At 68.4% G+C, this 19,592-nt stretch carries 21 protein-coding genes; 10 read left to right on the forward strand and 11 right to left on the reverse strand.

Going from position 1 to position 19,592, the window contains the following annotated elements:
* Positions 1 to 28: 28 nt before the first annotated feature.
* The 10 genes from ASE63_RS19110 to ASE63_RS19155 form a co-directional block, all read right to left on the reverse strand.
* Positions 29 to 838 carry an SDR family oxidoreductase gene (locus ASE63_RS19110; protein ID WP_056805019.1) on the reverse strand — a complete coding sequence of 270 codons (810 nt, stop codon included), beginning with the start codon at positions 836 to 838 and terminating at the stop codon, positions 29 to 31.
* A 17-nt stretch (positions 839 to 855) separates the two neighbouring features.
* Positions 856 to 1,947 carry a CoA transferase gene (locus ASE63_RS19115; protein ID WP_056804959.1) on the reverse strand — a complete coding sequence of 364 codons (1,092 nt, stop codon included), beginning with the start codon at positions 1,945 to 1,947 and terminating at the stop codon, positions 856 to 858.
* Between the two features lie 4 nt (positions 1,948 to 1,951).
* Positions 1,952 to 3,280 carry an AMP-binding protein gene (locus ASE63_RS19120; RefSeq protein WP_056804962.1) on the reverse strand — a complete coding sequence of 443 codons (1,329 nt, stop codon included), beginning with the start codon at positions 3,278 to 3,280 and terminating at the stop codon, positions 1,952 to 1,954.
* A complete protein-coding gene (locus tag ASE63_RS19125; protein ID WP_056804966.1) occupies positions 3,277 to 3,930 on the reverse strand; it encodes a TetR/AcrR family transcriptional regulator in 654 nt (217 codons plus the stop codon). The genes ASE63_RS19120 and ASE63_RS19125 overlap by 4 nt, the downstream gene beginning before the upstream one ends.
* A gap of 14 nt (positions 3,931 to 3,944) precedes the next feature.
* A complete protein-coding gene (locus ASE63_RS19130) occupies positions 3,945 to 5,129 on the reverse strand; it encodes an acyl-CoA dehydrogenase family protein (RefSeq protein WP_056804970.1) in 1,185 nt (394 codons plus the stop codon).
* Complete coding sequence (locus ASE63_RS19135; protein ID WP_056804972.1) at positions 5,126 to 6,130, reverse strand: branched-chain amino acid ABC transporter permease; 1,005 nt, start codon at positions 6,128 to 6,130, stop codon at positions 5,126 to 5,128. The genes ASE63_RS19130 and ASE63_RS19135 overlap by 4 nt, the downstream gene beginning before the upstream one ends.
* Entirely contained in the window at positions 6,130 to 6,996 is an 867-nt protein-coding gene (locus ASE63_RS19140) for a branched-chain amino acid ABC transporter permease (RefSeq protein ID WP_056804976.1), read from the reverse strand. Before ASE63_RS19140 ends, ASE63_RS19135 begins: the two co-directional genes overlap by 1 nt.
* Entirely contained in the window at positions 6,993 to 7,724 is a 732-nt protein-coding gene (locus ASE63_RS19145; protein ID WP_056804978.1) for an ABC transporter ATP-binding protein, read from the reverse strand. The genes ASE63_RS19140 and ASE63_RS19145 overlap by 4 nt, the downstream gene beginning before the upstream one ends.
* Positions 7,721 to 8,497 (reverse strand): ATP-binding cassette domain-containing protein, encoded by a 777-nt coding sequence (locus ASE63_RS19150; RefSeq protein WP_244491456.1) that lies wholly within the window; start codon positions 8,495 to 8,497, stop codon positions 7,721 to 7,723. Before ASE63_RS19150 ends, ASE63_RS19145 begins: the two co-directional genes overlap by 4 nt.
* A gap of 93 nt (positions 8,498 to 8,590) precedes the next feature.
* Complete coding sequence (locus ASE63_RS19155) at positions 8,591 to 9,763, reverse strand: ABC transporter substrate-binding protein (protein ID WP_082610118.1); 1,173 nt, start codon at positions 9,761 to 9,763, stop codon at positions 8,591 to 8,593.
* A gap of 341 nt (positions 9,764 to 10,104) precedes the next feature.
* On the opposite strand from ASE63_RS19155, the gene ASE63_RS19160 reads away from it, so the two are divergent.
* From ASE63_RS19160 to ASE63_RS19200, 9 genes are read left to right on the forward strand one after another with little or no spacing between them, the layout of a single operon-like run.
* A complete protein-coding gene (locus ASE63_RS19160; RefSeq protein ID WP_056804989.1) occupies positions 10,105 to 10,860 on the forward strand; it encodes an enoyl-CoA hydratase-related protein in 756 nt (251 codons plus the stop codon).
* Complete coding sequence (locus ASE63_RS19165) at positions 10,860 to 11,414, forward strand: hypothetical protein (protein WP_056804993.1); 555 nt, start codon at positions 10,860 to 10,862, stop codon at positions 11,412 to 11,414. Before ASE63_RS19160 ends, ASE63_RS19165 begins: the two co-directional genes overlap by 1 nt.
* The gene (locus ASE63_RS19170; protein ID WP_056804995.1) at positions 11,411 to 11,797 is read left to right on the forward strand and encodes an OB-fold domain-containing protein; all 387 of its coding nucleotides are present in this window, start codon (positions 11,411 to 11,413) and stop codon (positions 11,795 to 11,797) included. The genes ASE63_RS19165 and ASE63_RS19170 overlap by 4 nt, the downstream gene beginning before the upstream one ends.
* A complete protein-coding gene (locus ASE63_RS19175) occupies positions 11,788 to 12,942 on the forward strand; it encodes a thiolase (RefSeq protein ID WP_056804997.1) in 1,155 nt (384 codons plus the stop codon). The genes ASE63_RS19170 and ASE63_RS19175 overlap by 10 nt, the downstream gene beginning before the upstream one ends.
* A 19-nt stretch (positions 12,943 to 12,961) precedes the next feature.
* On the forward strand, positions 12,962 to 13,888 hold the full coding sequence (locus ASE63_RS19180; RefSeq protein WP_200962593.1) for an SDR family NAD(P)-dependent oxidoreductase: 927 nt from the start codon (positions 12,962 to 12,964) through the stop codon (positions 13,886 to 13,888).
* Between the two features lie 2 nt (positions 13,889 to 13,890).
* The gene (locus ASE63_RS19185; protein WP_056804998.1) at positions 13,891 to 14,754 is read left to right on the forward strand and encodes a MaoC/PaaZ C-terminal domain-containing protein; all 864 of its coding nucleotides are present in this window, start codon (positions 13,891 to 13,893) and stop codon (positions 14,752 to 14,754) included.
* A gap of 43 nt (positions 14,755 to 14,797) precedes the next feature.
* Positions 14,798 to 15,958: an acyl-CoA dehydrogenase family protein gene (locus ASE63_RS19190; RefSeq protein WP_056805001.1), complete on the forward strand. Its 1,161-nt coding sequence runs from the start codon at positions 14,798 to 14,800 to the stop codon at positions 15,956 to 15,958.
* Between the two features lie 5 nt (positions 15,959 to 15,963).
* Entirely contained in the window at positions 15,964 to 17,067 is a 1,104-nt protein-coding gene (locus ASE63_RS19195; RefSeq protein WP_056805004.1) for an SDR family oxidoreductase, read from the forward strand.
* Positions 17,064 to 18,086, forward strand: coding sequence for a cyclase family protein (locus ASE63_RS19200; RefSeq protein WP_056805009.1), 1,023 nt, complete (start codon positions 17,064 to 17,066; stop codon positions 18,084 to 18,086). The genes ASE63_RS19195 and ASE63_RS19200 overlap by 4 nt, the downstream gene beginning before the upstream one ends.
* 216 nt (positions 18,087 to 18,302) lie before the next feature.
* Here ASE63_RS19200 and ASE63_RS27460 read toward each other — a convergent pair whose 3' ends face one another.
* Entirely contained in the window at positions 18,303 to 18,941 is a 639-nt protein-coding gene (locus tag ASE63_RS27460; RefSeq protein ID WP_156410475.1) for a hypothetical protein, read from the reverse strand.
* Positions 18,942 to 19,133: 192 nt separating this feature from the next.
* Between ASE63_RS27460 and ASE63_RS19210 the strand changes: the two genes are divergently transcribed.
* A complete protein-coding gene (locus ASE63_RS19210) occupies positions 19,134 to 19,400 on the forward strand; it encodes an AAA family ATPase (RefSeq protein ID WP_056805016.1) in 267 nt (88 codons plus the stop codon).
* The last annotated feature ends 192 nt before the right edge of the window (positions 19,401 to 19,592 follow it).

The following is a 19,592-nucleotide window of genomic DNA, read 5'->3' on the forward strand; positions in this document are numbered from 1 at the left end:
TTCTGGCGTCTTCGCCGCCGTGCGGCGCTCAGGCCGCGATCATGTGCAGGCCCTCGCCGAGATGCGCGGCGCCGTCGATCTGGATGAGCTGGCCGGTCATCAGCCGCCCCGCCGGGGAGGCGAGGAACGCGACGAGTTCGGCCACTTCCTCGACCGAGGTGGTGATGCCCATCGGCGTCGCGGCGGTGAGCTTTTCCAGCATCGGCCGGGCTGCCTCGCTCGCCAGCCCCTCGGTCACGACAGTGCCGGGGCCGATGCAGTTCAGCCTTATGCCGTCCTTCGCCCATTCCAGCGCGAGCGATCGCGTGAGCCCGAGCACGCCGGCCCGCGCCGCGACCGAATGGGCGAGGCCCATCGAGCCACGGTCGATGCCCGAGAGCGAGATATTGGCGACTGCGCCCCGGCGCGCCTTCAGGAACGGGTACGCCGCCTTTGTCACGGTGAAGACCGCCGACAGGTTGAGGTCGATCACCGCGTCCCAGCCCCGGCGGCTGATCTCGGTCGCGGGGGCGAAGAACTGGCCGCCGGCATTGTTGACCAGAAGATCGATGCCCTGATCGGCACCGATCCGTGCCACCAGAGCCTCGACGGCTGCCGTATCGCGGACATTGCAGGGCTCGAAGGCGAAGCGCCCGGCCATGCCGGCGCAGAGGCCGGCCGTCCCCTCCAGCATCTCTGCGCGCCGCCCGGTGCCGAACACCGCGACGCCGAGCTCGGCGAGCCGCACCGCGATCGCCCGGCCGATGCCGGAGCCGGCGCCCGAGACGAAGGCGGACGTCCCTGAGAGCGCGTGCTCGTTCAGCACCTTGAAGGCGCCCTTGTCGATATCGCCGGTCATCGTCTCGTCTCCCGGTTTCATTCGCCGTCGCGGCGGGGTCCGCCGACGCGCGGCGTCGGATCGCGCAGGATGCGCTGCCCGTCGAACAGGGCAGGGAAGGCGGGCACGTGCTCGCCCGTCGGCAGTTCGCGACTGATCGCGCCGGGGCGCAGCCCGCGCAGGCGTGCAAGAGCCTCGACCGGATGGCGCACGGGGCCTGCGGGAATGGCGAGCCGCTCCATCTCGGCCAGCACCTCGGCCTGCGTGCGCGCCGTGGTCCAGTCCGCGACGGCGCCATCGAACTCCGGAATCGCCGCGAGCCGCTCCGGCAGGGTCGAGGCGCGCCCGCCCACGAGCGGGCCGAGCTTCGCCCAGTAGGGGTCGAGCCCGCCATAGATGTAGACATGGCCGTCCGCGCAGGGGTAGACGCCCGACGGCGCCGAGGCCCGGTCGCGGTTGCCGGTCGGTGCGCCGGGCACGCCGCCCTCGCTCACGAGAAGCCCGGCCGGCCCGAGCAGCATCGCGCCCGCCACCTCCATCATCGAGATGTCGACGAGGCAGCCCTCGCCACGGGCACGCGCCGGATCGAGCAAGGCCATCGCGGTCGAGAGCCCGGCATAGAGGCCCGAGAAGAAATCGGTCGGCCACGAGGTCGAGATCCGCGGCGTGCCGTCTTCGGCGCCGTTGAGCCAGGCGAAGCCGCTCTCGCACTGGGCGATCGTGTCCATGCAGGTGCGGTCGTCCTGCTGGCCGTAGCCGGAGACCAGCGTCGCGACGAGGCGCGGATAGCGCGCGCGCAGCGTCTGCAGCTCCAGCCCGAGGCGCTTCAGTCCGCCCGGCGCGACGTTGCAGACCAGCGCGTCGGCGTCTGCCAGCAGGGCGTCGAGCTCGGCGCGGCCGGCATCGCTGCGGGTGTCGATCACCACGCTCGTCTTCGACGTGTTGAACGAGCGGGCGTAGACGCTACCGTGTTCGGTGCCCGGCAGGTGACGCGAGCCGTCCCCGGTCGCGGTCTCGACCTTGATCACCTCCGCGCCGAAATCGGCGAGGAGCTGGGCTGCGGTCGGCCCTGCGATGAACTGGGCGAACTCGACGACCCGCTTGCCGGCGAGCGGACGCGGCGGCGACATCGCGTTACTCCTGGATCACGCGCTTGGCCTTGTGGACCGTGCGCGGCAGCGTGCCCGCCGGCAGCACCTCGACATGGAAGCGCACGGAGAGTTTTTCCCGCAGTCTGGCCGTCAGCGCGTATTCGAGGTCGGCAGGCGCGTCGTCGGTGCGCTCGACGCGCAGTTTCACGCCGGTCAGGAAGCCGGTCTTGGCGTCCTTCACGCTGTCGTCGATCACGAGCACGTACTCGTTCGTCGTGCCGGGGAAGGCGCGGACGATGTCCTCGACGGCCGTCGGGAACAGGTTGACGCCGCGGATGATCAGCATGTCGTCGGCCCGGCCGAGCACGCCGCCCACGAGCCGCGCATGGGTGCGCCCGTCCGGCGTGCCGGCGCGGTCGCGCACCACCACGTCGCCGGTCCACCAGCGCACCAGCGGGCAGGCCTGCTTGTCGAGATGGGTCAGCACCAGCACGCCACGCTGGCCGTCCTCGACCGTCTTGAGCGTGTCGGGGTCGAGAATCTCGGTGTGGATGTAGTCCTCGGCGAGCTGGGGGCCGAGCTGGAGGGCGGTGTCCCAGCCGATGGGCTGGCATTCGAGCGCGCCGTAGCAGTCGAACATTTTGGCGCCCCACTGTCGCTCGATGCGCTCGCGCGTGCCGGGGATGCTGGCGCCGGGCTCGCCGCCGACGCAGACCATTTCAACGGTGGAGGAGGGCAGGTCGAAGCCCATCTCCTCGGCCGTCTCCGCGAGATGGGCCATGAAGGACGGCGTGCCGATCACGACCTTGGTGCCATATTGCTGGATGGTCTCGATCTGGCGACGCGTATCGCCTGACGAGCCGGGGATCACCAGTGCGCCGACCCGCTCCGCTCCATAGGTCGCGCCCAGCCCGCCGACGAACCAGGCGTAGTTGAACATGCACTGGAAGACGTCGCCGCGCCGCAGCCCCTGCGCGTAGAGATAGCGGGCGTATACGTCCGCCCAGCGGTCGAGGTCGGGTTTGGTCCAGAGCACCGGGGCGGGACGTGCCGTGGTGCCGGAGGAGAAGTGCACGCGGGCCGCGTCCTTGAGGTCGACCGCGGCGAGCGAGCCGAAGGGCGGCTCTTCGGCGAGGCCCGCGACATAGTCCTGCTTGCGGGTCAGCGGCAGGGCCGAGAGATCGTCGAGGCTTCTGAAGTCGCCGGGCTCGAAGCCGGTCTCGCGGAACACCCGCGCATAGTGTCTGCTGCGCTTGCCGACGTCGGCGAGCTGGCGCCGCAGGGCGCTGAGCTGGAAGCTCTCGATCCGGTCGCGCGACCAGGTCTCGACCTCGTCCCAGATCGTGTCCGAGTAGGGTCTGGCAACGGTCATGACACCGGTTCCTTCAAAATGCCGCGCATGGCGTAATCGGTGAGCGTGGTGGCGATCGCGGTCAGGTCCTCGCGCCGCTGCAGCTTGCGCGGCGTGAACCAGACGGTGACCCAGTTCAGGGTGCCGAACAGCGGCTTGGTCGCCAGCCGCGGCGGCAGGTCGACGAAGGCGCCCGAGCGGATGCCCGCGTCGATGACCTCGGCGAAGAGCTGCTCGTACTCGTCGCGCATGCGGACGATCTGGCGCAGCGTCTTGACATGGCGGGCGGCCTCCGCGGCCAGCAGGTTCCGCTCGAGCCCCTGCACGGCGACCTTCTGCGTCGCCGAATCGATCATCAGGATTTCGGTGTGCCGCAGGGCCATCCGGCGCAGCCGCTCCGCAGGCGTGCCGTCCGAGCGCGCCAGCGGCTCGATTTCCGCGAGCAGCAGCTCCATCGCCGCGATCTGGACGTCGAAGTAGAGCTCCGCCTTGCTCCGGTAGTAGTGGTAGATGCGCCCCTTGGTGGCCCCCAGCCGCTCCGCCACAGCGTCGATCGTGCTGGCGGCGTAGCCGAACTCCATGAAGACTTCGGCGGCGGCCCGGATGATCTCGTCGCGCGACTGGCGGGCGTCTTCGGTGGTGCGGGTCGTGTTGGCGGGAGCGGGTTGCATGGCGGGCGCTTTCGTCAGGCGGGCGCCCCTTCGGCGGCGATCGCGCTCTCGGCCTCCTTGCGGATGGCACGGGCGAGCACGAGACGCTGAATCTCGGAGGTGCCCTCGTAGATCTCGAGGATGCGCTGGTCGCGGTAGAGCCGCTCCACAACGCTCGGCTTGCAATAGCCGAAACCGCCCCAGATCTGCACCGCCGCATCGGCGGCCCGATGCGCGACCTCCGACCCGTAGAGCTTCGCCATGGCGCCGAGATCGGCGACGTCGCGCCCGGCGTCGTAGGCGGCCGCCGCCTCGTACAGCATCAGGCGCGCGGCCGAGATCTCGACGGCCATGTCGGCGAGCTTGTAGCCGATGCCCTGGTTCTCGATGATCGGCCTGCCGAACGCCTCGCGCGCGACGGCACGCAGCGACGCCTCGCGATAGCAGGCCAGTGCGAGGCCCAGCGACTGCGCCGCGACCATGATGCGGCCGACGTTCAGCGTCTGGAAGGCGAGCCTGAGCGCCCGGTCGACCTCGCCGATGCGGGCGGAATCCGGCACCAGCGTGTCGAGCTTCAGATTGGAGGTCTGTGTGCCGCGGATGCCCATCTTGTCGGACAGCTCGTCGATCGCGACGCCCTCGGCCTCCTTGTCGACCATGAAGGCGGAGATGCCGCGCCCGCCTGCCTCGGGGGTCGTCTTGGCGAAGACGACATAGTAGCGCGCGGCCCCGCCATTGCCGATCCAGTACTTCTCGCCGCGGATGCGCCACTGGTCGCCCTCGCGTTCGGCCGTGGCGGTGATGGCGGCGGCGTCAGAACCGGTCGAGCGTTCGGAGAGCGCGAAGCTCGTCGCGGTGCCCTTGGCCATGGCGCCGAGGTAGAACTGCTTCTGATCCTCGCGACCGGCCAGCAGCACGGGGAACGCGCCGAGCTGGCAGGCGCAGACGATGGCCGCGGTGGAGGAGCAGCCCATGCCGATGATCTCGACAGCCGCCACCGTCGCGGTCAGGCTCGCCCCCACGCCGCCATAGGCAGCCGGGATGAACAGGCCCGCGATCCGGCTCTCGACCAGCTTCTCGATGTTTTCCCATGGATAGCGCTGGTCGCGGTCGAGTTCCTCGGCCAGCGGAGCGAAGTGAGCGGCGGTGAGCTTCGCTGCGGTCGCCCGCCAGCCTTCGGCCTCGTCGCTCAGCCGGGGTTGCCAGATAACGGACGTCATGCGTCGGCCTTTCGAGCTGTCGTATGCGGAGAGGTTGAGCGCGACCGGGCGGCGACCCGTCGCCGTGCTTCCGCGAGGGTCTGGACGAGGCCGAAAAGGCCGCCGGGCAGATAGGCAAGCACCAGGATCAGCAGGCTGCCGAGGATGATGCGGTCGACATAGCCGCCGAAGGACCAGAACTTCTCCTGCGCCAGGATCAGCGCCACGCCGATCAGGGGGCCCAGCAGCAGGCGCCGTCCGATGACGACGACGGCCGTCAGCATCAGGATGAGGAAGTAGGTCTCGAGCAGGTCGGCGCTGACATACGCGCGCTGGTAGGCGTAGAGCCAGCCGGCCGCGGCCGTGATCGGCGCCGAAAACAGGAAGACCTGAACCCGCGTGCGCTGCGGGTCGATCCCCGACATCGTCGCCAGCCGCGGGTTGAGGTGGACCATGATTGCGGCCTGGCCGAGCCGCGAGCGGCGGAAGGCGCGCATCAGGTAGAGCGTCGCCAGCAGCAGCAGGAAAGCGACGGGCCAGAGCTCGACATCGCCGACGGCGCGGAAGCCGAGCCAGCCGATCTCGAAGGCCGGGATGCCGCGCAGCCCGTCCGAGCCGCCGATGAACTCCCAGTTCGAGGCGACCGTCAGCGCCACCACCGCCACCGCGTAGGTGACCAGCGAGAACACGAACTCGCGCAGCCTGAGCGTGATCAGCCCGAGCAGGCCGGCGGCGATCAGCGCGGCGACGATGGTGCCGGCCAGCGTGCCGAGCGGGTTGAACTCCAGCCTGACCGAGAGCAGGGCGGTGACGTAGGCGCCGAGCGCGAAGAACACGGTGTGCGCGAGGCTGACCTCGCCGAGGTCGGAGACGATGCTGTCGAGCCCGTAGGACATCACGGCGAAGATCGCGATCAGCACCAACGCCGCATAGACCGCCGGGCTGCCGCCGAGCAGGACCGGAGCGAAGAATCCGGCAACGGCGAGGATGGCGGCCGCAGGCCACTTCAGGGCAGAGCTCATCAGCGGCCTCCCGGAGCCACGGCCAGCCCCCCGGGCCGCAGGACGAGCACCGCGATCAGCACGCCGAAGGCCGCCGCCGTCGCATAGGCCGGCGAGACCAGGGCCCCGAAGAACGCGGTGAAGAGGCCCAGCACGATGCCCGCGACATAGGAGCCCGTGACGCTGCCGATGCCGCCGAGCACGACCACGACGAAGGTGATGATGACCTCGTCGAAGCCCATCGAGGTCAGGATCGGCGTGCGTGGCGCGACCAGCGCGGCGGCCAGAGCCACGGCCGCGCCCTCGAACGCGAAGACCGCGAGGTAGACCTTCTTGACGTCGATGCCGGCGAGCAGGGACAGCGCCGGGTCCTCGGCCACCATCCGCGCCGTGCGGCCGACGCCGGTGTTCTCGATCACGTATTTGAGCACGGCGAAGAAGGCGATCGCGACGAGGACGATGGCGATGTCCTGCCAGGTGAACCAGAGGTCGCCCCAGTAGATGTCGCGTGTCGAAAGCGGGGTCTCCAGGATCTGCCCGGTCGAACCGAAGACGAGGCCCGCCGCGCCGTGCAGCACGTAGCCGAAGCCGAGCGTCACGATCATGATCGAGACGAGGTCCTGCGCCAGCGTCAGCCGCAGCATCACCCGCTGCATCACGTAGCCGACCGCGACGCCGGCCAGCATCGCGACCGGGATCGCCACGAGATAGGGCAGGCCGAGGCGCGAGACCAAGTACCAGGTCATGAAGGCGCCGAGCATGTACATCTGCCCGTGGCCGAAATTCACCAGGCGAGCGACGCCGAGCAGCACCGTCCAGCCGATCGCGATCAGCGCGTAGGCGTGGCCGAGCACCAGCCCGTTGATGAGCTGCTGGGTCAGGTTCATGCCGCGTGCGCTCCCAGATAGGCTTCAGCGATCCGGGGATCGTCGCGCATGGTGGCGGCCGGTCCTTCGGCCACGACATTGCCGCGCTCGAGCAGGACGAGGCGGTCGACCACCTCGATCGCCGCGCTGACGTTCTGCTCGACGAGCAGCACCGCGAGGCCGGTGTCGGCGAGTTCCTTGACCGTCTGCAGCACCGTCGCCACCAGCCGCGGCGCCAACCCGATCGAGGGCTCGTCCAGCAGCAGCGCGGAGGGGCCGAGGCGCAGTGCCCGCGCGATGCCGAGCATCTGCCGCTCGCCGCCCGAGAGCTGCGAGCCGAGGTGCCCGCGCCGCTCCTTCAGCCGTGGGAAGAGATCGTAGATCTCGTCGACGGAATAGGCTTTTCGGCCTGCGGGCACGTCTCCGATGCTGGCGCTGGCGAGGTTCTCCGCCACGCTCATCGTGCCGAAGATCAGCTTGCCTTCCGGGATCAGCAGCAGGCCCTTGCGCACCCTTGCGAAGCTCGGGAGCTGCGAGATGTCCTCGCCCTGCAGCGTTACCTTGCCCGTGATACGCGGGCGCCCACGCGACCAGCCGAGGATCGAGTTGACCAGCGTCGACTTGCCGGCACCGTTGGCGCCGACAACGCCGACGAGTTCCCCGCGCCCCACCGCGAGATGCGGCACATGGAGCGCCTGGTTGCCGCCATAGGCGACGACGAGGTCGTGGGCTTCGAGGACCGCGCTCATGCTGCGCGCCCCAGATAGGCTTCGAGCACACGGCGGTCGGTCTGGATCTCGCGCGGCGTTCCCGTCGCGAGCAGCCGGCCCTGGTCGAGCACGACGATGCGGTCGGCGACCGCCATGATCAGGTCCATGTGATGCTCGATCACGACGAGCGCGAGACCCTCCGCGCGAAGCTCCTTGAGCAGGGCGACGAGCTTGGCCATGTCGGCGCCGCCCAGGCCCGCGGCCGGCTCGTCGAGCATCAGCACGCGCGCGCCGGAGCCGTAGGCCAGCGCGATCGAGAGCAGGCGCTGCGAGCCGTAGGGAATGTTGCCGGGCCGCAGATCGTGCAGCTCCGCGGGGATGCCGAAGCGTTCCAGCACCGCGCGCCCGGCCTGCCGCGCCTCGCGCCGGGCTGCGGCCTCCCGCCAGGGCGCCAGAACGGTCGAGAGCAGGCCGGTGCCGAACCTGTCCTGCATCACCGTCAGCATGTTCTCGGCGACGGTGATGTCGTGGAAGAAGGCGTTCTGCTGGAAGGCGCGCTTGAGCCCGCGTGCGGCGAGTTGGCTGGCGGGGATGCCGGTTACGTCGCTGCCGCCGAGAGAAACCCGGCCGCGCCGAACGGTCATGTGGGTCACGGCGTCGTAGCAGGAACTCTTGCCCGCGCCGTTCGGGCCGATGATGCCGAGGATCTCGCCGGCGTCGACATGCCAGTCGACCTCGTCGAGCGCGACCAGCGCGCCATAGGTGACACCCAGTCCCTCGACTTTCAGCAGCGGTGTAGTCGGTACGGTCATCGGTCTGGTCATCCCGGTGGCCAATGGCGGAGCGTTCGCCGGAGCGGGGCGCTCCAGCGTGGGTTCTGTAGATCGTCGAAATCCGTGGCGTGATCAGCCCTTGGCCGTATCGACCACCAGCTTCTGGCTCTTGACGGTGAAGAGGTAGTGCTGGCTCTTGAGCTGGCCGTTCGGCTCGAACTGCATCTCCCCGAAGATCGTGTTGGCGAACTTGCCGCCACGGATGCGGTTGGCGACAGGCTCCTTGTCGAGCGACTTGACCTCGTCGGCGGCCTGCGCCCAAGCCTCTAGCGCGCCCGCGCCCAGCGCCATGAACTTGTCGGGCGTGTACTTGAACATCTCCTCGGTCTTCGCGACGAACTCCTTGTTGCGCGGGTTCGAGGCGAAGGGCTCGACGTCCGGGAAGTAGATGTCGGCGCCAATCAGCCCTTCGGAGGCGTCGCCCGCGATCTTGATCACGCTCGGCGCGATGGTGCCGACGGCGGCGACGAGTTGGCCGGGCAGCCGGCTCTGGCTCGCCTGCCGGATCAACGCCGGCATGCCGAGGCCTTCATTGGCGTTGATCGCGATGGTCACGTCGGGCTTGGCGCCGCGGACATTGGTCAGCGCGACCCGGAAATCCGCCTGCGTGAACGGGAACTTCTCCTCCGAGACCTTCTGGTAGTCGTAGTTGAGCTTCTTCAGCTCCGCCTCGATCGAGGCCTGCGCGCCGTTGCCGTAGGCGTCGTTCTGCGTGAGGAAGGCGACGCGCTTGGCCTTCGCGATATTGGCGATGTAGTTCGCCACGACCGCCCCATCCTGCGCGTTCGAGCTGTTGAGCCTGATGGCGAGCTTGTTGCCCTCGCCGGAGAGGATTGGGTCGGCCTTCGAGATTGCGGTGATGTCGAGTATGCCGGCGCGGTTGATCACCGGCTGCATCGCCAGCGTCACCGGGCTGTTCCAGCCTTCGATGATGACCGAGACGCCTGCCGAGATCAGCTCGTTGGCGCGGGAGACGCCGACGGCCGGCACGGACTCGTCGTCGCGCGCCAGGATTTCGATCTGGCGGCCCATCACGCCGCCCTTGGCGTTGATGAGGGCGGCCATGGACTGGATGGCCTGCGTGACGTGCTGACCCTGCGGGCCGGCACCGCCGCTGAGTGGCATGATGACACCGACCCTGATCGGGCCCGATGTGGCCTGGGCGAAGGCTGTGCGGCTGGCGAGCACGCCAGCGGCGGCTCCGAGCAATGCTGTGCGTCGTGTGATGAGCGGCTGGTTCGACATGGCGTTCCTCCCTGGATCATCCGGACTTTGCGTCTCTGGCGAGAAACATACTTATGGGTATGTCGAAATGTCAACCATGCCGAGTTTAGCGTCTGTCGCCAGGGGGCGGTCTGATCGCGGCGTCTGCTTAGGGCAGCAATATTGTCTCAAATTTCGCGATTGCAGCATTTGGTGCGAGAAATTGCGCGATACGAAGCGCTTTTCGAGCGGGAGGAATTCTTCCAGCCTGTTCGGAGGGTATTCGTTGGGTGATCAAATAACGCCCTTGCAAAACATACCAATAAGTATCTAACCTCGGCGCCATGACTGATGTCACCGTCTCCAGGCGCGCGAGCGCTCCAGTGGCGTCCGCGGTAGTCGACGGGGTCCTCACCCTGACGATCGAGCGGCCGGAAGCCCGCAATGCGCTCAATCCTGCCATCCTGTCGGCGCTCGCCGAGGGGATGGGGGCGGCCGCGCTGGAGCCGTCGGTACGCGTCGTCGTGGTTGCGGCCGGCGCCGACTTCTCGGCCGGCGCCGACATCGACGTGATCGCCGGCCACAACCCGGCGAGCTATCTCGCCTCGACGACACGCCGCGCCTTCGATGCGATCAGGGCCTGCGAAAAGCCGGTCATCGCCGCGGTGTCGGGGTACTGCCTCGGCGGCGGCTGCGAGCTGGCGCTGGCCTGCGACATTGTCATCGCCGCGGACGACGCGCTGTTCGGCCAGCCGGAGATCAACCTCGGCATCATTCCGGGCGCTGGCGGTACCCAGCTCTGGCGCGAGCGGGCAGGGGCGGGGCTGCAGGCGGTCGCTGCCTTCGAGGGGGGCATGATCGACGCCTTCGCCGCGCGCCGGGCCGGCCTCGTCGATGCGGTCGTGCCGGCGGAGGCGCTGCTCGCTCATGTGCGACGCCGGGCGCGCGCGATCGCGGGCAAGGCCCCGCTCGCCACGGCGACCGTGAAGGCGGCGCTCAGGGCGCGCGGCCGGATGGCTCTCGACGCCGCGCTCGCGCATGAGGTCGCGCTGATGGCCGGCCTGCTCGCCACGGAGGATGCGAAGGAGGGCACGCGCGCCTTCCTCGAAAAGCGCGCACCGCGCTATGGAGGCCGGTGATGGCCGCCGACCTGATCGGGATCGCCGCAGACGGCGATGATGCCGCGTTCGCCGCCGCGTTTCGTAAGGCACTCCGCGCGCGCGGCGCGGCACCTGTCCTCATCGGAGGTGACCTGAGCGCCGCCCTGCGGGACGCTGGCTCGGTAGCGGCCTGGCTGGCGCTGGTCGCCCATGCGCCGCGGCCGGTGCTCGTCATGTGCACAGGTCCGCTCGGCCAGCGGGGACTCGCGCTCATGCTCGCCGCAGACGGCGCGTGCCTGGGGGCCGGAGCAGCCCTGGCGGACGGCTGGCACGACACGCCTGGACTAGCGGCCCTCGCCGTGCGGCGGGGCGGCCCGGCGCTGGCGCGCGCGCTGCTGTCGGGCGCCAGCGTGACTCTCGACGATTTCGTGGCGCTCGGCCTGGCTGGACGTGAGCCGCCCGAGGCGCTCGCGCAGCGCTTTGACGCCGGCTTCGGCGCTCGCAAGCGGGCGCTGCGGGCGGCGCTCGAACTGCCCTTCGGCGAAGCGCTCGCCTTCGATCTGACCCGTCTCGCAGAGGATGACGCGGCATGAGCACGGATGCCCGCTTCGATGGACCGGGTCCGGACGATGTCTTCGCGGTGGCGCTGGCCGAGGGTCGGATTCTCCTTCAGCACTGCCGGGCGTGTGGCGCGACGCGCCATCCGCCGGCTCTGGTCTGCGTGGCCTGTGGCTCGGCCGATCTCGGTTGGATCGAGCCTTCCGGCAGAGGCACGGTCTATTCGACAACGACGGTCAGGGAACGGGACGGTGCCTACAACGTCGCGATCATCGAGCTGGCCGAGGGCGCCCGCCTGATGAGCCGCGTCGACGGTATCGCGCCCGAGGCCGTCGCGATCGGCCTGCCGGTCACGGCCAGGATCGTGGTGGAGCCGCAGCCGCATCTCGTCTTCCAGCCTGTGGGAGAATGGTCGTGAACGCGTTGCGCGGCAAGGCCGCGGTCGTCGGCATCGGCAGCACGAAGCGCTGGAACGCGCCGGGGCGGACGCCTTTCGATCAGGCGCAGGAAGCGGCCGTGCTGGCGCTCGAGGATTGCGGGCTGTCGCTAAGGGATGTCGACGGCCTCTTCTGTTCGATCTCGTCTTCCGGCTTGCCGGTTCTGAACATGGCCGAGAAGCTGGGCATCCGGCCGCGCCACGCCGACGGCACCATGGTCGGCGGCGCGTCCTTCCTGTTCCACCTTCAGTCGGCCGCCTCGGCGCTGGTGCACGGGCTCTGCGATGTCGCATTGGTGGTCTACGGCTCGAACCAGCTCAGCGCCGGCGGCAAGCTCGTGTCGATGCCGGACCCGCAGCCCTACGAGGCTCCGTACCGGCCGCGCTATCCTATCTCGAGCTATGCGCTCGCCGCCGCCCGGCACATGCATGATTACGGCACGACCCGCGAGCAGCTCGCCGAGGTCGCGCTCGCTGCCCGCGCCTGGGCCAACCTCAATCCCGACGCCTTCGCGCGCGGGCCGCTGACACGCGACGAGGTGCTGGCCTCGCGCATGGTCAGCGATCCGCTGACCAAGGCCGATTGCTGCCTTGTCACCGATGGCGGCGCAGCCCTGGTGCTGACCCGGGCCGAGCGCGCGAAGGATCTGCGCGCCGCGCCGGCCTACCTGCTCGGCACGGGCACCTGCGTCAGCCATCGCCAGATCGCGGCGATGCCCGACCTCTCGACGACCGCTGCGGTCGAATCCGGGCGCATGGCCTACGCGGGTGCGGGACTCGGTCCCCGCGATGTCGGTCACGTCATGGTCTACGACGCCTTCACGATCACGACGCTGATGTTCCTCGAGGATCTCGGCTTCTGCGCCAAGGGCGAGGGCGGCGCCTTCGTCGCCAGCGGCGCGATCGCGCCCGGCGGCGTTCTGCCGGTGAACACCAACGGCGGCGGGCTCTCCTGCAACCATCCCGGTATGTACGGGCTCTTTACGGTGATCGAGGCGGTCGAGCAGCTCCGGGGCAGTGCCGGGGCCAGGCAGGTCGCAGGCTGCGAGGTCGCGCTGGCGCACGCCAATGGCGGGGTGCTCTCCAGCCAGGCCACGGCAATCCTCGGCACGTCGGCGACGCTCTGACAGGACGAAAGGACTTCACATGAACGAGCAGCCGACCGGCATGCTGACCGGAAAGGTCGCGATTGTCACCGGAGCGGGGCAGGGCGTCGGCCGTGCCATCGCCGAGGGGCTGGCACAGGCGGGCGCCTCTGTCGTGGTCAACGATGTCGGCGTCACGCTGACCGGCGAGACCGAGAACGCGTCGGCCGCCGACGAGGCCGCCGCCGCCATCCGCGCCACAGGTGGGCAGGCGGTCGGCAACCGTGACTCCGTCGCCGAGACGGCGAGCGCCAACCGCATCGTCCAGCAGGCGCTCGACACATATGGCCGCATCGACATCGTCGTGAACAATGCCGGCATCCTGCGCGACGCGATCTTCCACCGGATGACCCCGGACGAATGGCGCGCCGTCATCGACGTCCACCTGCACGGCTCGTTCAATGTCAGTCGGGCCGCTGCGACCCACTTTCGCCAGCAGGCCGGCGGGTCATTCGTCCACATGACCTCGACCGCCGGGCTGATCGGCAATTTCGGGCAGGCGAACTACATGGCCGCCAAGCTTGGCATCGTCGGCCTGTCGCGCTCGATCGCGATGGATCTCCAGCGGTTCAACGTGCGCTCCAACTGCATCGCGCCCTTCGCCTGGAGCCGCATGGTCTCCTCGATCCCGACCGAGACCGAGGCCGACAAGATCCGCGTCGCCAAGCTCAAGCAGATGACGCCGGAGAAGATCGCGCCGATGGTCGTATTCCTCGCCTCGGATGCGGCCGGCGGCGTGTCCGGGCAGGTCTTCGCGGTACGCAACAACGAGGTCTTCCTGATGAGCCAGCCGCGCCCCGTGCGCGGGCTGCACAGGGGTGAGGGCTGGACGCCGGAGGCGCTGGCCGCGCAGTTGCCGGGCGCCTTCGGGCCTTCTCTCACGCCCCTGGAGCGCTCGGCCGACGTGTTCTCGTGGGACCCGGTCTGACCATGGCGCTCGATCCCGACAAGCTCTTCGCGCTCGACTTTCCCGAGATCCGACAGAGCTATTCCTGGCGCGACAGCGTCATCTACGCGCTCGGCCTCGGCTTCGGGCTCGATCCGCTCGACGAGGGGCAGTTGGCCTTCGTCGACGAGACGAAGCTCAAGGCCGTGCCGACCATGGCGAACGTGCTGGCCTATCCAGGATTCTGGATGCGCGACCTCGATACCGGCATCGACTGGGTCAAGGTCGTCCACGGCGAGCAGGCAATGACGCTGCACCGCCCGCTCCCGCCCGAAGGCGAGATCGTCGGCCGCACGCGCATTGTCGACATCGTCGACAAGGGGCCGGGCAAGGGCGCGCTGGTCTATGCCGAGCGCGAGATCAGGAACGCGGCCGACAGCGAACCGCTGGCGACGCTGCTGCAGACCGTGTTCTGCCGGGGAGACGGCGGCTTCGGCGGCAAGAGCGAGAGCCCGCGCACGCAGCATCCGATGCCGGACCGTGCGCCCGATCTTTCAATAGCCCTGTCGACGCATCCGCAGCTCGCGCTGATCTACCGGCTGTCGGGCGATTTCAACCCGCTCCACGCCGATCCGGCGATCGCCGCGAAGGCCGGCTACGAGCGGCCGATTCTGCATGGTCTCGCGACCTACGGTGTCGCGGGGCACGCCCTGATGAAGGCCCTGTGCGGGTACGATCCCGCCCGCTTCCGCGCGATCGACGCGCGCTTCTCCGCGCCAGTCTTTCCGGGCGAGACGATCACGACCGACATCTGGCGGGAAGGCGAGGGACAGGCGGCCTTCCGCTGCCGCGTCGCCGAGCGCGACGCCACCGTCATCGCCAACGGGCGCTTCACCTACGACGTCTGAATCGACAGCGAGACCGGCGTTCGGAGCCGGCCGGGAGGACATCATGGATTTCAGCCTCAGCGAGGAGCAGCGCGCGCTGCAGGACAGCGCACAGCGCTTCGCCCGCAACGAGCTCGGCCCGCTCGCCGCCGACGTCGAGAAGAGCGCCCATCCGGTGCCGCGCGACTGGATGAAGCGCTATGCCGAGCTCGGCTTCCTCGGGGTGAACACGCGCGAGGAACATGGCGGGCTTGGGCTGCCGCTGCTCGACGCGCTGCTGGTGATGGAGGAATTCGCCAAGGTCTCGGTCGGCGTCGCCTTCCCGGTCTTCGAATGCTGCGCCGGCCCTGTCCGCATCGTCGAGGCGCTGGGCCCGCCGACTCTGGCGCAACGCGTGGTGCCGCAGGTCGTGTCGGGCGAGATGCTTGTCGCGATCTCGATGTCCGAACCCGATGCCGGCACGGCGCTGACCGATCTGCGCACCACGGCGCGCTTCGACGGCGAGGAGATCGTCATCGACGGCGCCAAGCGCTGGTGCTCGGGGGCGGGTCATTCCGAGGGCTACGTCGTGTTTTGCCGCTTCGACGGCGTGCAGGGCGCCAAGGGCGTCGGCGCGGTGTTCGTCGACCGCGATTCGCCGGGTCTCACCTTCGGCCAGCAGGAAGAGCTGATGGGCTTCCGTGGCGTGCCTTCGGCCGACATGAATTTCGACGGCGTCCGCGTGCCGCGCGAGCAGCTCCTGGTCGGGCCGGGCGGCTTCGCCAGCCTGATGGGCCTGTTCAACATCGAGCGGCTGGGCAACGCCACAATGGCGCTTGGCGTGGCGGCCGGCGCGCTGGAGCAGGTCACGACCTACGTCCAGGAGCGGAAGCAGTTTGGCAAGGCGATTGTCGATTTCCAGGCAGTGCAGATCCGCCTCGCGGAGATGGCGATGAAGGTCGAGGCGGCGCGTCTGCTGATCCATCGGGCCGCCGCCAATGCCGGCACCGGCCTGCCGGCCTCGCGCGAGGCGGCGCTGGCCAAGTGCTTCGTCAACGAGGCGACACGCGAGGTCACCGGCACCGCGCTGCAGCTCATGGGCGGCTACGGTTACGCAAAGGAATACGGTATGGAACGGCGCCTGCGCGACTCTTGGGGCTGGGGCATCGCCGGCGGGGCGATCGACATTCAGAAGGTCAACATCGCCGCCGATCTGGTCGGCCGGCGGTTCGACCAGCGGCGCTGAAAGCCATGGCCGGGCGGGTCCTGATCGCAGGCGCTTCGGGCGTCATCGGGCAACCGGCCGTCGCGGCCTTCGCGACTGCCGGCTGGGAGGTCATCGCGGTCTCGCGGCGCCCGCCCGACCTGCCAGCCTCGGACTACTGGCGTCATCTCGCCGTCGATCTCACTGATCCCGACGCCTGCATCTTGGCCGCACGCGAAGCCGGGCCGGTGACGCATGTTGTCTACGCGGCGCTCCACGAGAAGCCCGGGCTCGTCGCCGGCTGGCGCGACGAAGAGCAGATGGCGACCAATCTCGCCATGCTGCGCAACCTGATGACGCCGCTGCGCGATGGCGGGGCGCTCGAACACCTCAGCCTGTTCCAGGGCACCAAGGCCTACGGCGTGCACCTGAAGCCGATCGCCTCGCCGGCGCGCGAGAGCTGGCCACGCCATCCGCATCGCAATTTCTACTGGCTGCAGGAGGACTGGGCGAAGGAGCATCTGGCGGCGCAGGGAACCGCGGTCACGATCTTTCGGCCGCAGGTGATCTTCGGCGACGCCGCCGGCGTCGCGATGAACATCGTCCCGGTTCTCGGCGCCTATGCCGGCCTCTGCCGGGAACTCGGGCGGCCCTTCGCCTATCCGGGTGGGCCGGGTTATTTGCTTGAGGCGGTCGATGCGCGGTTGATCGCGCGGGCGTTGCTCTGGGCTGCGGGTGCCGAGGCCGCGCACAACGAGACTTTCAACATCACGAACGGTGATGTTTTTTCCTGGCCGGACATATGGCCCGCGATCGCGCACGCGCTCGGGCATGAGGCGACCGAGCCGGAGCCGCTGCGACTCGGCGACTGGCTGCCGACGCAGGAGGCGGTCTGGGAGCGGGTCGTTTCGCGTTGCGGACTTCGCCGTGCCTCGCTTGCGGCACTGCTCGGCGAGTCGCATCACTACGCCGACTTCACCATGGCGACGGGCGCCACGCGGCCACCGCAGCCCGCTTTGGTCAGCACGATCAAGCTGCGCGAGGCGGGCTTCGCCCACTGCATCGACACCGAAGAGATGTTCCGCGAACTCATCGGGGTGCTCGTCGCCCGGCGGGTGGTGCCGGGACCGGAGAGGGAGAGACGACTATGACAGCCCGACGCTGGGTCAACCGTCCCGAGGGATCGAACTGGGGCGATTTCGGCCCGGACGACCAGATCGGCCGTCTCAACCTGCTGACGCCGGAGCGCCGCCGCGCGGCGGCCACCGAGATCCGCACGGGCGAGACCTTCGCGCTTAGCCTACCGCTCGACTATCCCGGCGGCAACGAGCTGTTCTCGCTGCGTCGCGAACCGGTGTTCAAGCACGAGAAGCGCGGCGACGGGCACAACTTCAACTTCCGCCTCTCGCACGTCTGCAGCGAGTTCTGCGACGTCGTTTCGGACGACGCCGTGCTGCTCTACCTGCAGTATTCGACGCAGTGGGATGGGTTCGGCCATGTGGGCCAGATGTTCGACGCCGACGGCGACGGCGTGCCGGAGAAAGTCTATTACAATGGCTACCGCGGCGGCACGGACATCGTCGGGCCGGACGATGCCGAACGCGGCTTCGGCGCCCACAAGCTCGGTATCGAGAACTTCGCGATCGCCGGCGTGCAGGGGCGCGGCGTCCTCGTCGATCTCGAGGCGACCTACGGGCGACAGCGCGCGCTGATCGGCTACGACGAGCTGATGCGGCAGCTCGACGCGCAGAACGTCACCGTCGAGTCCGGCGATTTCCTCTGCCTCTACACCGGTTTCGCCGACCTGATCCTCGAAATGAACCGCAAGCCCGACGGGGACGTGCTGGCGCGCTCCTGCGCGGTGCTCGACGGTCGCGATACCCGCCTGCTCGACTGGATCACCCAGGCCGGGCTGGTCGCGATCTGCGCCGACAATTTCGCGGTGGAGGCCTATCCGGCGCGGCCTGCGGTTGGCGACAGCTTCCCCGGGCTGCCGCTGCACAACCATTGCTTGTTCAAACAGGGCATCCATCTTGGAGAACTGTGGTATTTCGCGGAGCTGGCGCAGTGGCTGCGCGCGAACGGGCGTTGGCGTTTCATGCTAACCGCGCCACCATTGCGGCTTCCGGGAGCTGTTGGGTCGCCAGTGATGCCGATGGCTACGGTTTGACGCCTGTAGATTTTCAGTGTTGCCACTACAAAAGTGTAGCACAAAGCTTAATCGCCATGTGTCAAGTGACTAATAAAATCAATAACTTAGACAAGAAACTCAAATTGGCTGGGAGTTCTAGTCGCGCGGCCGCAAGGCCAGCTATTCGCGTAAGGTCGCGAAGCAGCACTCCGCCCAATTCGACCTCTTCGACCACCAAGCGACCCGCTCGGCGCGCTAGGGATCTGTCTCTTCGGCGAGCGGCTGGGCGAGCCACTGCCACCCCATTTCCCGCTTCCGGACGACATCGTGCTTCCGGATTGGGCGACATGGCCGCCTTTTGCCGATGCGGCAATCCCCATCACCGGAACGCTGTTTGAGTTCCTGGATGCGGTTGCTGGTCCACGACGGCTGCAGGTACGTTGCTACTTCACCCCGCGCCACACTGAGAACAACGACAGGCCGGTAGGCCGATCCCGTCCGCTGCCCAACCGGATGGGCCATCATCCCGATAGTGTTCTTCGCCCTGACCAGCTCCTGCATGAGCCCGGAGCTGCGGCGTTCGATCGGACGACGCTCCATGGAGACCCGGCGATCCGTGCAAGGATGCTTGGGCCAAGGTGGCCCCAGATCGTCGAAGAAACCCCGGCTGTCTGCCGCGTTAGCGCAAAAGAAGACGGGTTGATCGCAGACCGGGCAGCGTGCGTTGGGATTGACGTAGCAGGCGATCCTCGATCGGACCCTGTGCTGCTGCAGAAGGTGCGTGGCATCGCGCACCGGAAACAAGCGCTCGAAAGCATCTCGCTGCGACCGGCTCATCCGGCCTTTGACGCACCATCCGCAGGGGCAACTCGGAAAGTGGTTGTAGCCGGGCATCCTCGTTGCATCTGGCCTCTAGAATCCAGCGCCTAGCTCCATTCGCGAACTGCGGCGCGTCAAATCACCGTATGCCTGTTTGATCTTGGCGAACGTCGCCAGCGATCGCTCGAATTTTACCAACTTCGCCGCATAGGATTTTCATCCGGCTTTGGCATCGTGGGCTGATCGCATCATCCTCTCGGACGCTCGATGTCTTCGGGCCTTGGCACCATCGTCACTGCTGACCAGCTCAGCGCCCGGAACTATCCACCAACCGATTTCCTGGTCGATCGCCTCATCCCGAAGGGCGTGGCCCTCCTCGCCGGTGAGCCAAAGGCTGGAAAACCCTGGCTGGCGCTCGACGTCGCCGCGTCCATTGCCCGCGGCGTGGTTGCCTCGGCGAAAGGAGTTGTCCGCCAGGCGATGTTCTGTATCTGGCTCTGGAAGACAACGAAGCCCGCCTTCACGGCCGACTGAGCAGCATGCTCGGGAGCACAGGCTGGCCGTCTCGTTTCGCCCTGACGACAACGTGGGATCGAATCGATCAGGTTGGCGCTAAAGCCATGCTCGATGTGTTTCGGCGTGCAAGTTTGACCCCTTGAGGCGGGGGATCGGCGTCCAACTTTGACCCCCTTGAGCCGGTTTCGGTGAGACTGCCCGTTCTGGTTT

The organism is Allobosea sp. Root381 (assembly GCF_001429395.1).
Taxonomy (GTDB): Bacteria; Pseudomonadota; Alphaproteobacteria; order Rhizobiales; family Beijerinckiaceae; genus Allobosea.

Excerpts from the sequence above, each read along its gene's own strand:
- ASE63_RS19210 (WP_056805016.1), top strand. The coding sequence starts at position 19,134 with ATGTCTTCGGGCCTTGGCACCATCGTCACTGCTGACCAGCTCAGCGCC.
- ASE63_RS19165 (WP_056804993.1), top strand. The coding sequence starts at position 10,860 with ATGGCCGCCGACCTGATCGGGATCGCCGCAGACGGCGATGATGCCGCG.
- ASE63_RS19155 (WP_082610118.1), bottom strand. The coding sequence starts at position 9,763 with ATGTCGAACCAGCCGCTCATCACACGACGCACAGCATTGCTCGGAGCC.
- ASE63_RS19185 (WP_056804998.1), top strand. The coding sequence starts at position 13,891 with ATGGCGCTCGATCCCGACAAGCTCTTCGCGCTCGACTTTCCCGAGATC.
- ASE63_RS19125 (WP_056804966.1), bottom strand. The coding sequence starts at position 3,930 with ATGCAACCCGCTCCCGCCAACACGACCCGCACCACCGAAGACGCCCGC.
- ASE63_RS19115 (WP_056804959.1), bottom strand. The coding sequence starts at position 1,947 with ATGTCGCCGCCGCGTCCGCTCGCCGGCAAGCGGGTCGTCGAGTTCGCC.
- ASE63_RS19110 (WP_056805019.1), bottom strand. The coding sequence starts at position 838 with ATGACCGGCGATATCGACAAGGGCGCCTTCAAGGTGCTGAACGAGCAC.
- ASE63_RS19130 (WP_056804970.1), bottom strand. The coding sequence starts at position 5,129 with ATGACGTCCGTTATCTGGCAACCCCGGCTGAGCGACGAGGCCGAAGGC.
- ASE63_RS19145 (WP_056804978.1), bottom strand. The coding sequence starts at position 7,724 with ATGAGCGCGGTCCTCGAAGCCCACGACCTCGTCGTCGCCTATGGCGGC.
- ASE63_RS19135 (WP_056804972.1), bottom strand. The coding sequence starts at position 6,130 with ATGAGCTCTGCCCTGAAGTGGCCTGCGGCCGCCATCCTCGCCGTTGCC.
- ASE63_RS19140 (WP_056804976.1), bottom strand. The coding sequence starts at position 6,996 with ATGAACCTGACCCAGCAGCTCATCAACGGGCTGGTGCTCGGCCACGCC.
- ASE63_RS27460 (WP_156410475.1), bottom strand. The coding sequence starts at position 18,941 with ATGCCCGGCTACAACCACTTTCCGAGTTGCCCCTGCGGATGGTGCGTC.
- ASE63_RS19195 (WP_056805004.1), top strand. The coding sequence starts at position 15,964 with ATGGCCGGGCGGGTCCTGATCGCAGGCGCTTCGGGCGTCATCGGGCAA.
- ASE63_RS19120 (WP_056804962.1), bottom strand. The coding sequence starts at position 3,280 with ATGACCGTTGCCAGACCCTACTCGGACACGATCTGGGACGAGGTCGAG.
- ASE63_RS19170 (WP_056804995.1), top strand. The coding sequence starts at position 11,411 with ATGAGCACGGATGCCCGCTTCGATGGACCGGGTCCGGACGATGTCTTC.
- ASE63_RS19190 (WP_056805001.1), top strand. The coding sequence starts at position 14,798 with ATGGATTTCAGCCTCAGCGAGGAGCAGCGCGCGCTGCAGGACAGCGCA.
- ASE63_RS19150 (WP_244491456.1), bottom strand. The coding sequence starts at position 8,497 with ATGACCGTACCGACTACACCGCTGCTGAAAGTCGAGGGACTGGGTGTC.
- ASE63_RS19175 (WP_056804997.1), top strand. The coding sequence starts at position 11,788 with ATGGTCGTGAACGCGTTGCGCGGCAAGGCCGCGGTCGTCGGCATCGGC.
- ASE63_RS19180 (WP_200962593.1), top strand. The coding sequence starts at position 12,962 with ATGAACGAGCAGCCGACCGGCATGCTGACCGGAAAGGTCGCGATTGTC.
- ASE63_RS19200 (WP_056805009.1), top strand. The coding sequence starts at position 17,064 with ATGACAGCCCGACGCTGGGTCAACCGTCCCGAGGGATCGAACTGGGGC.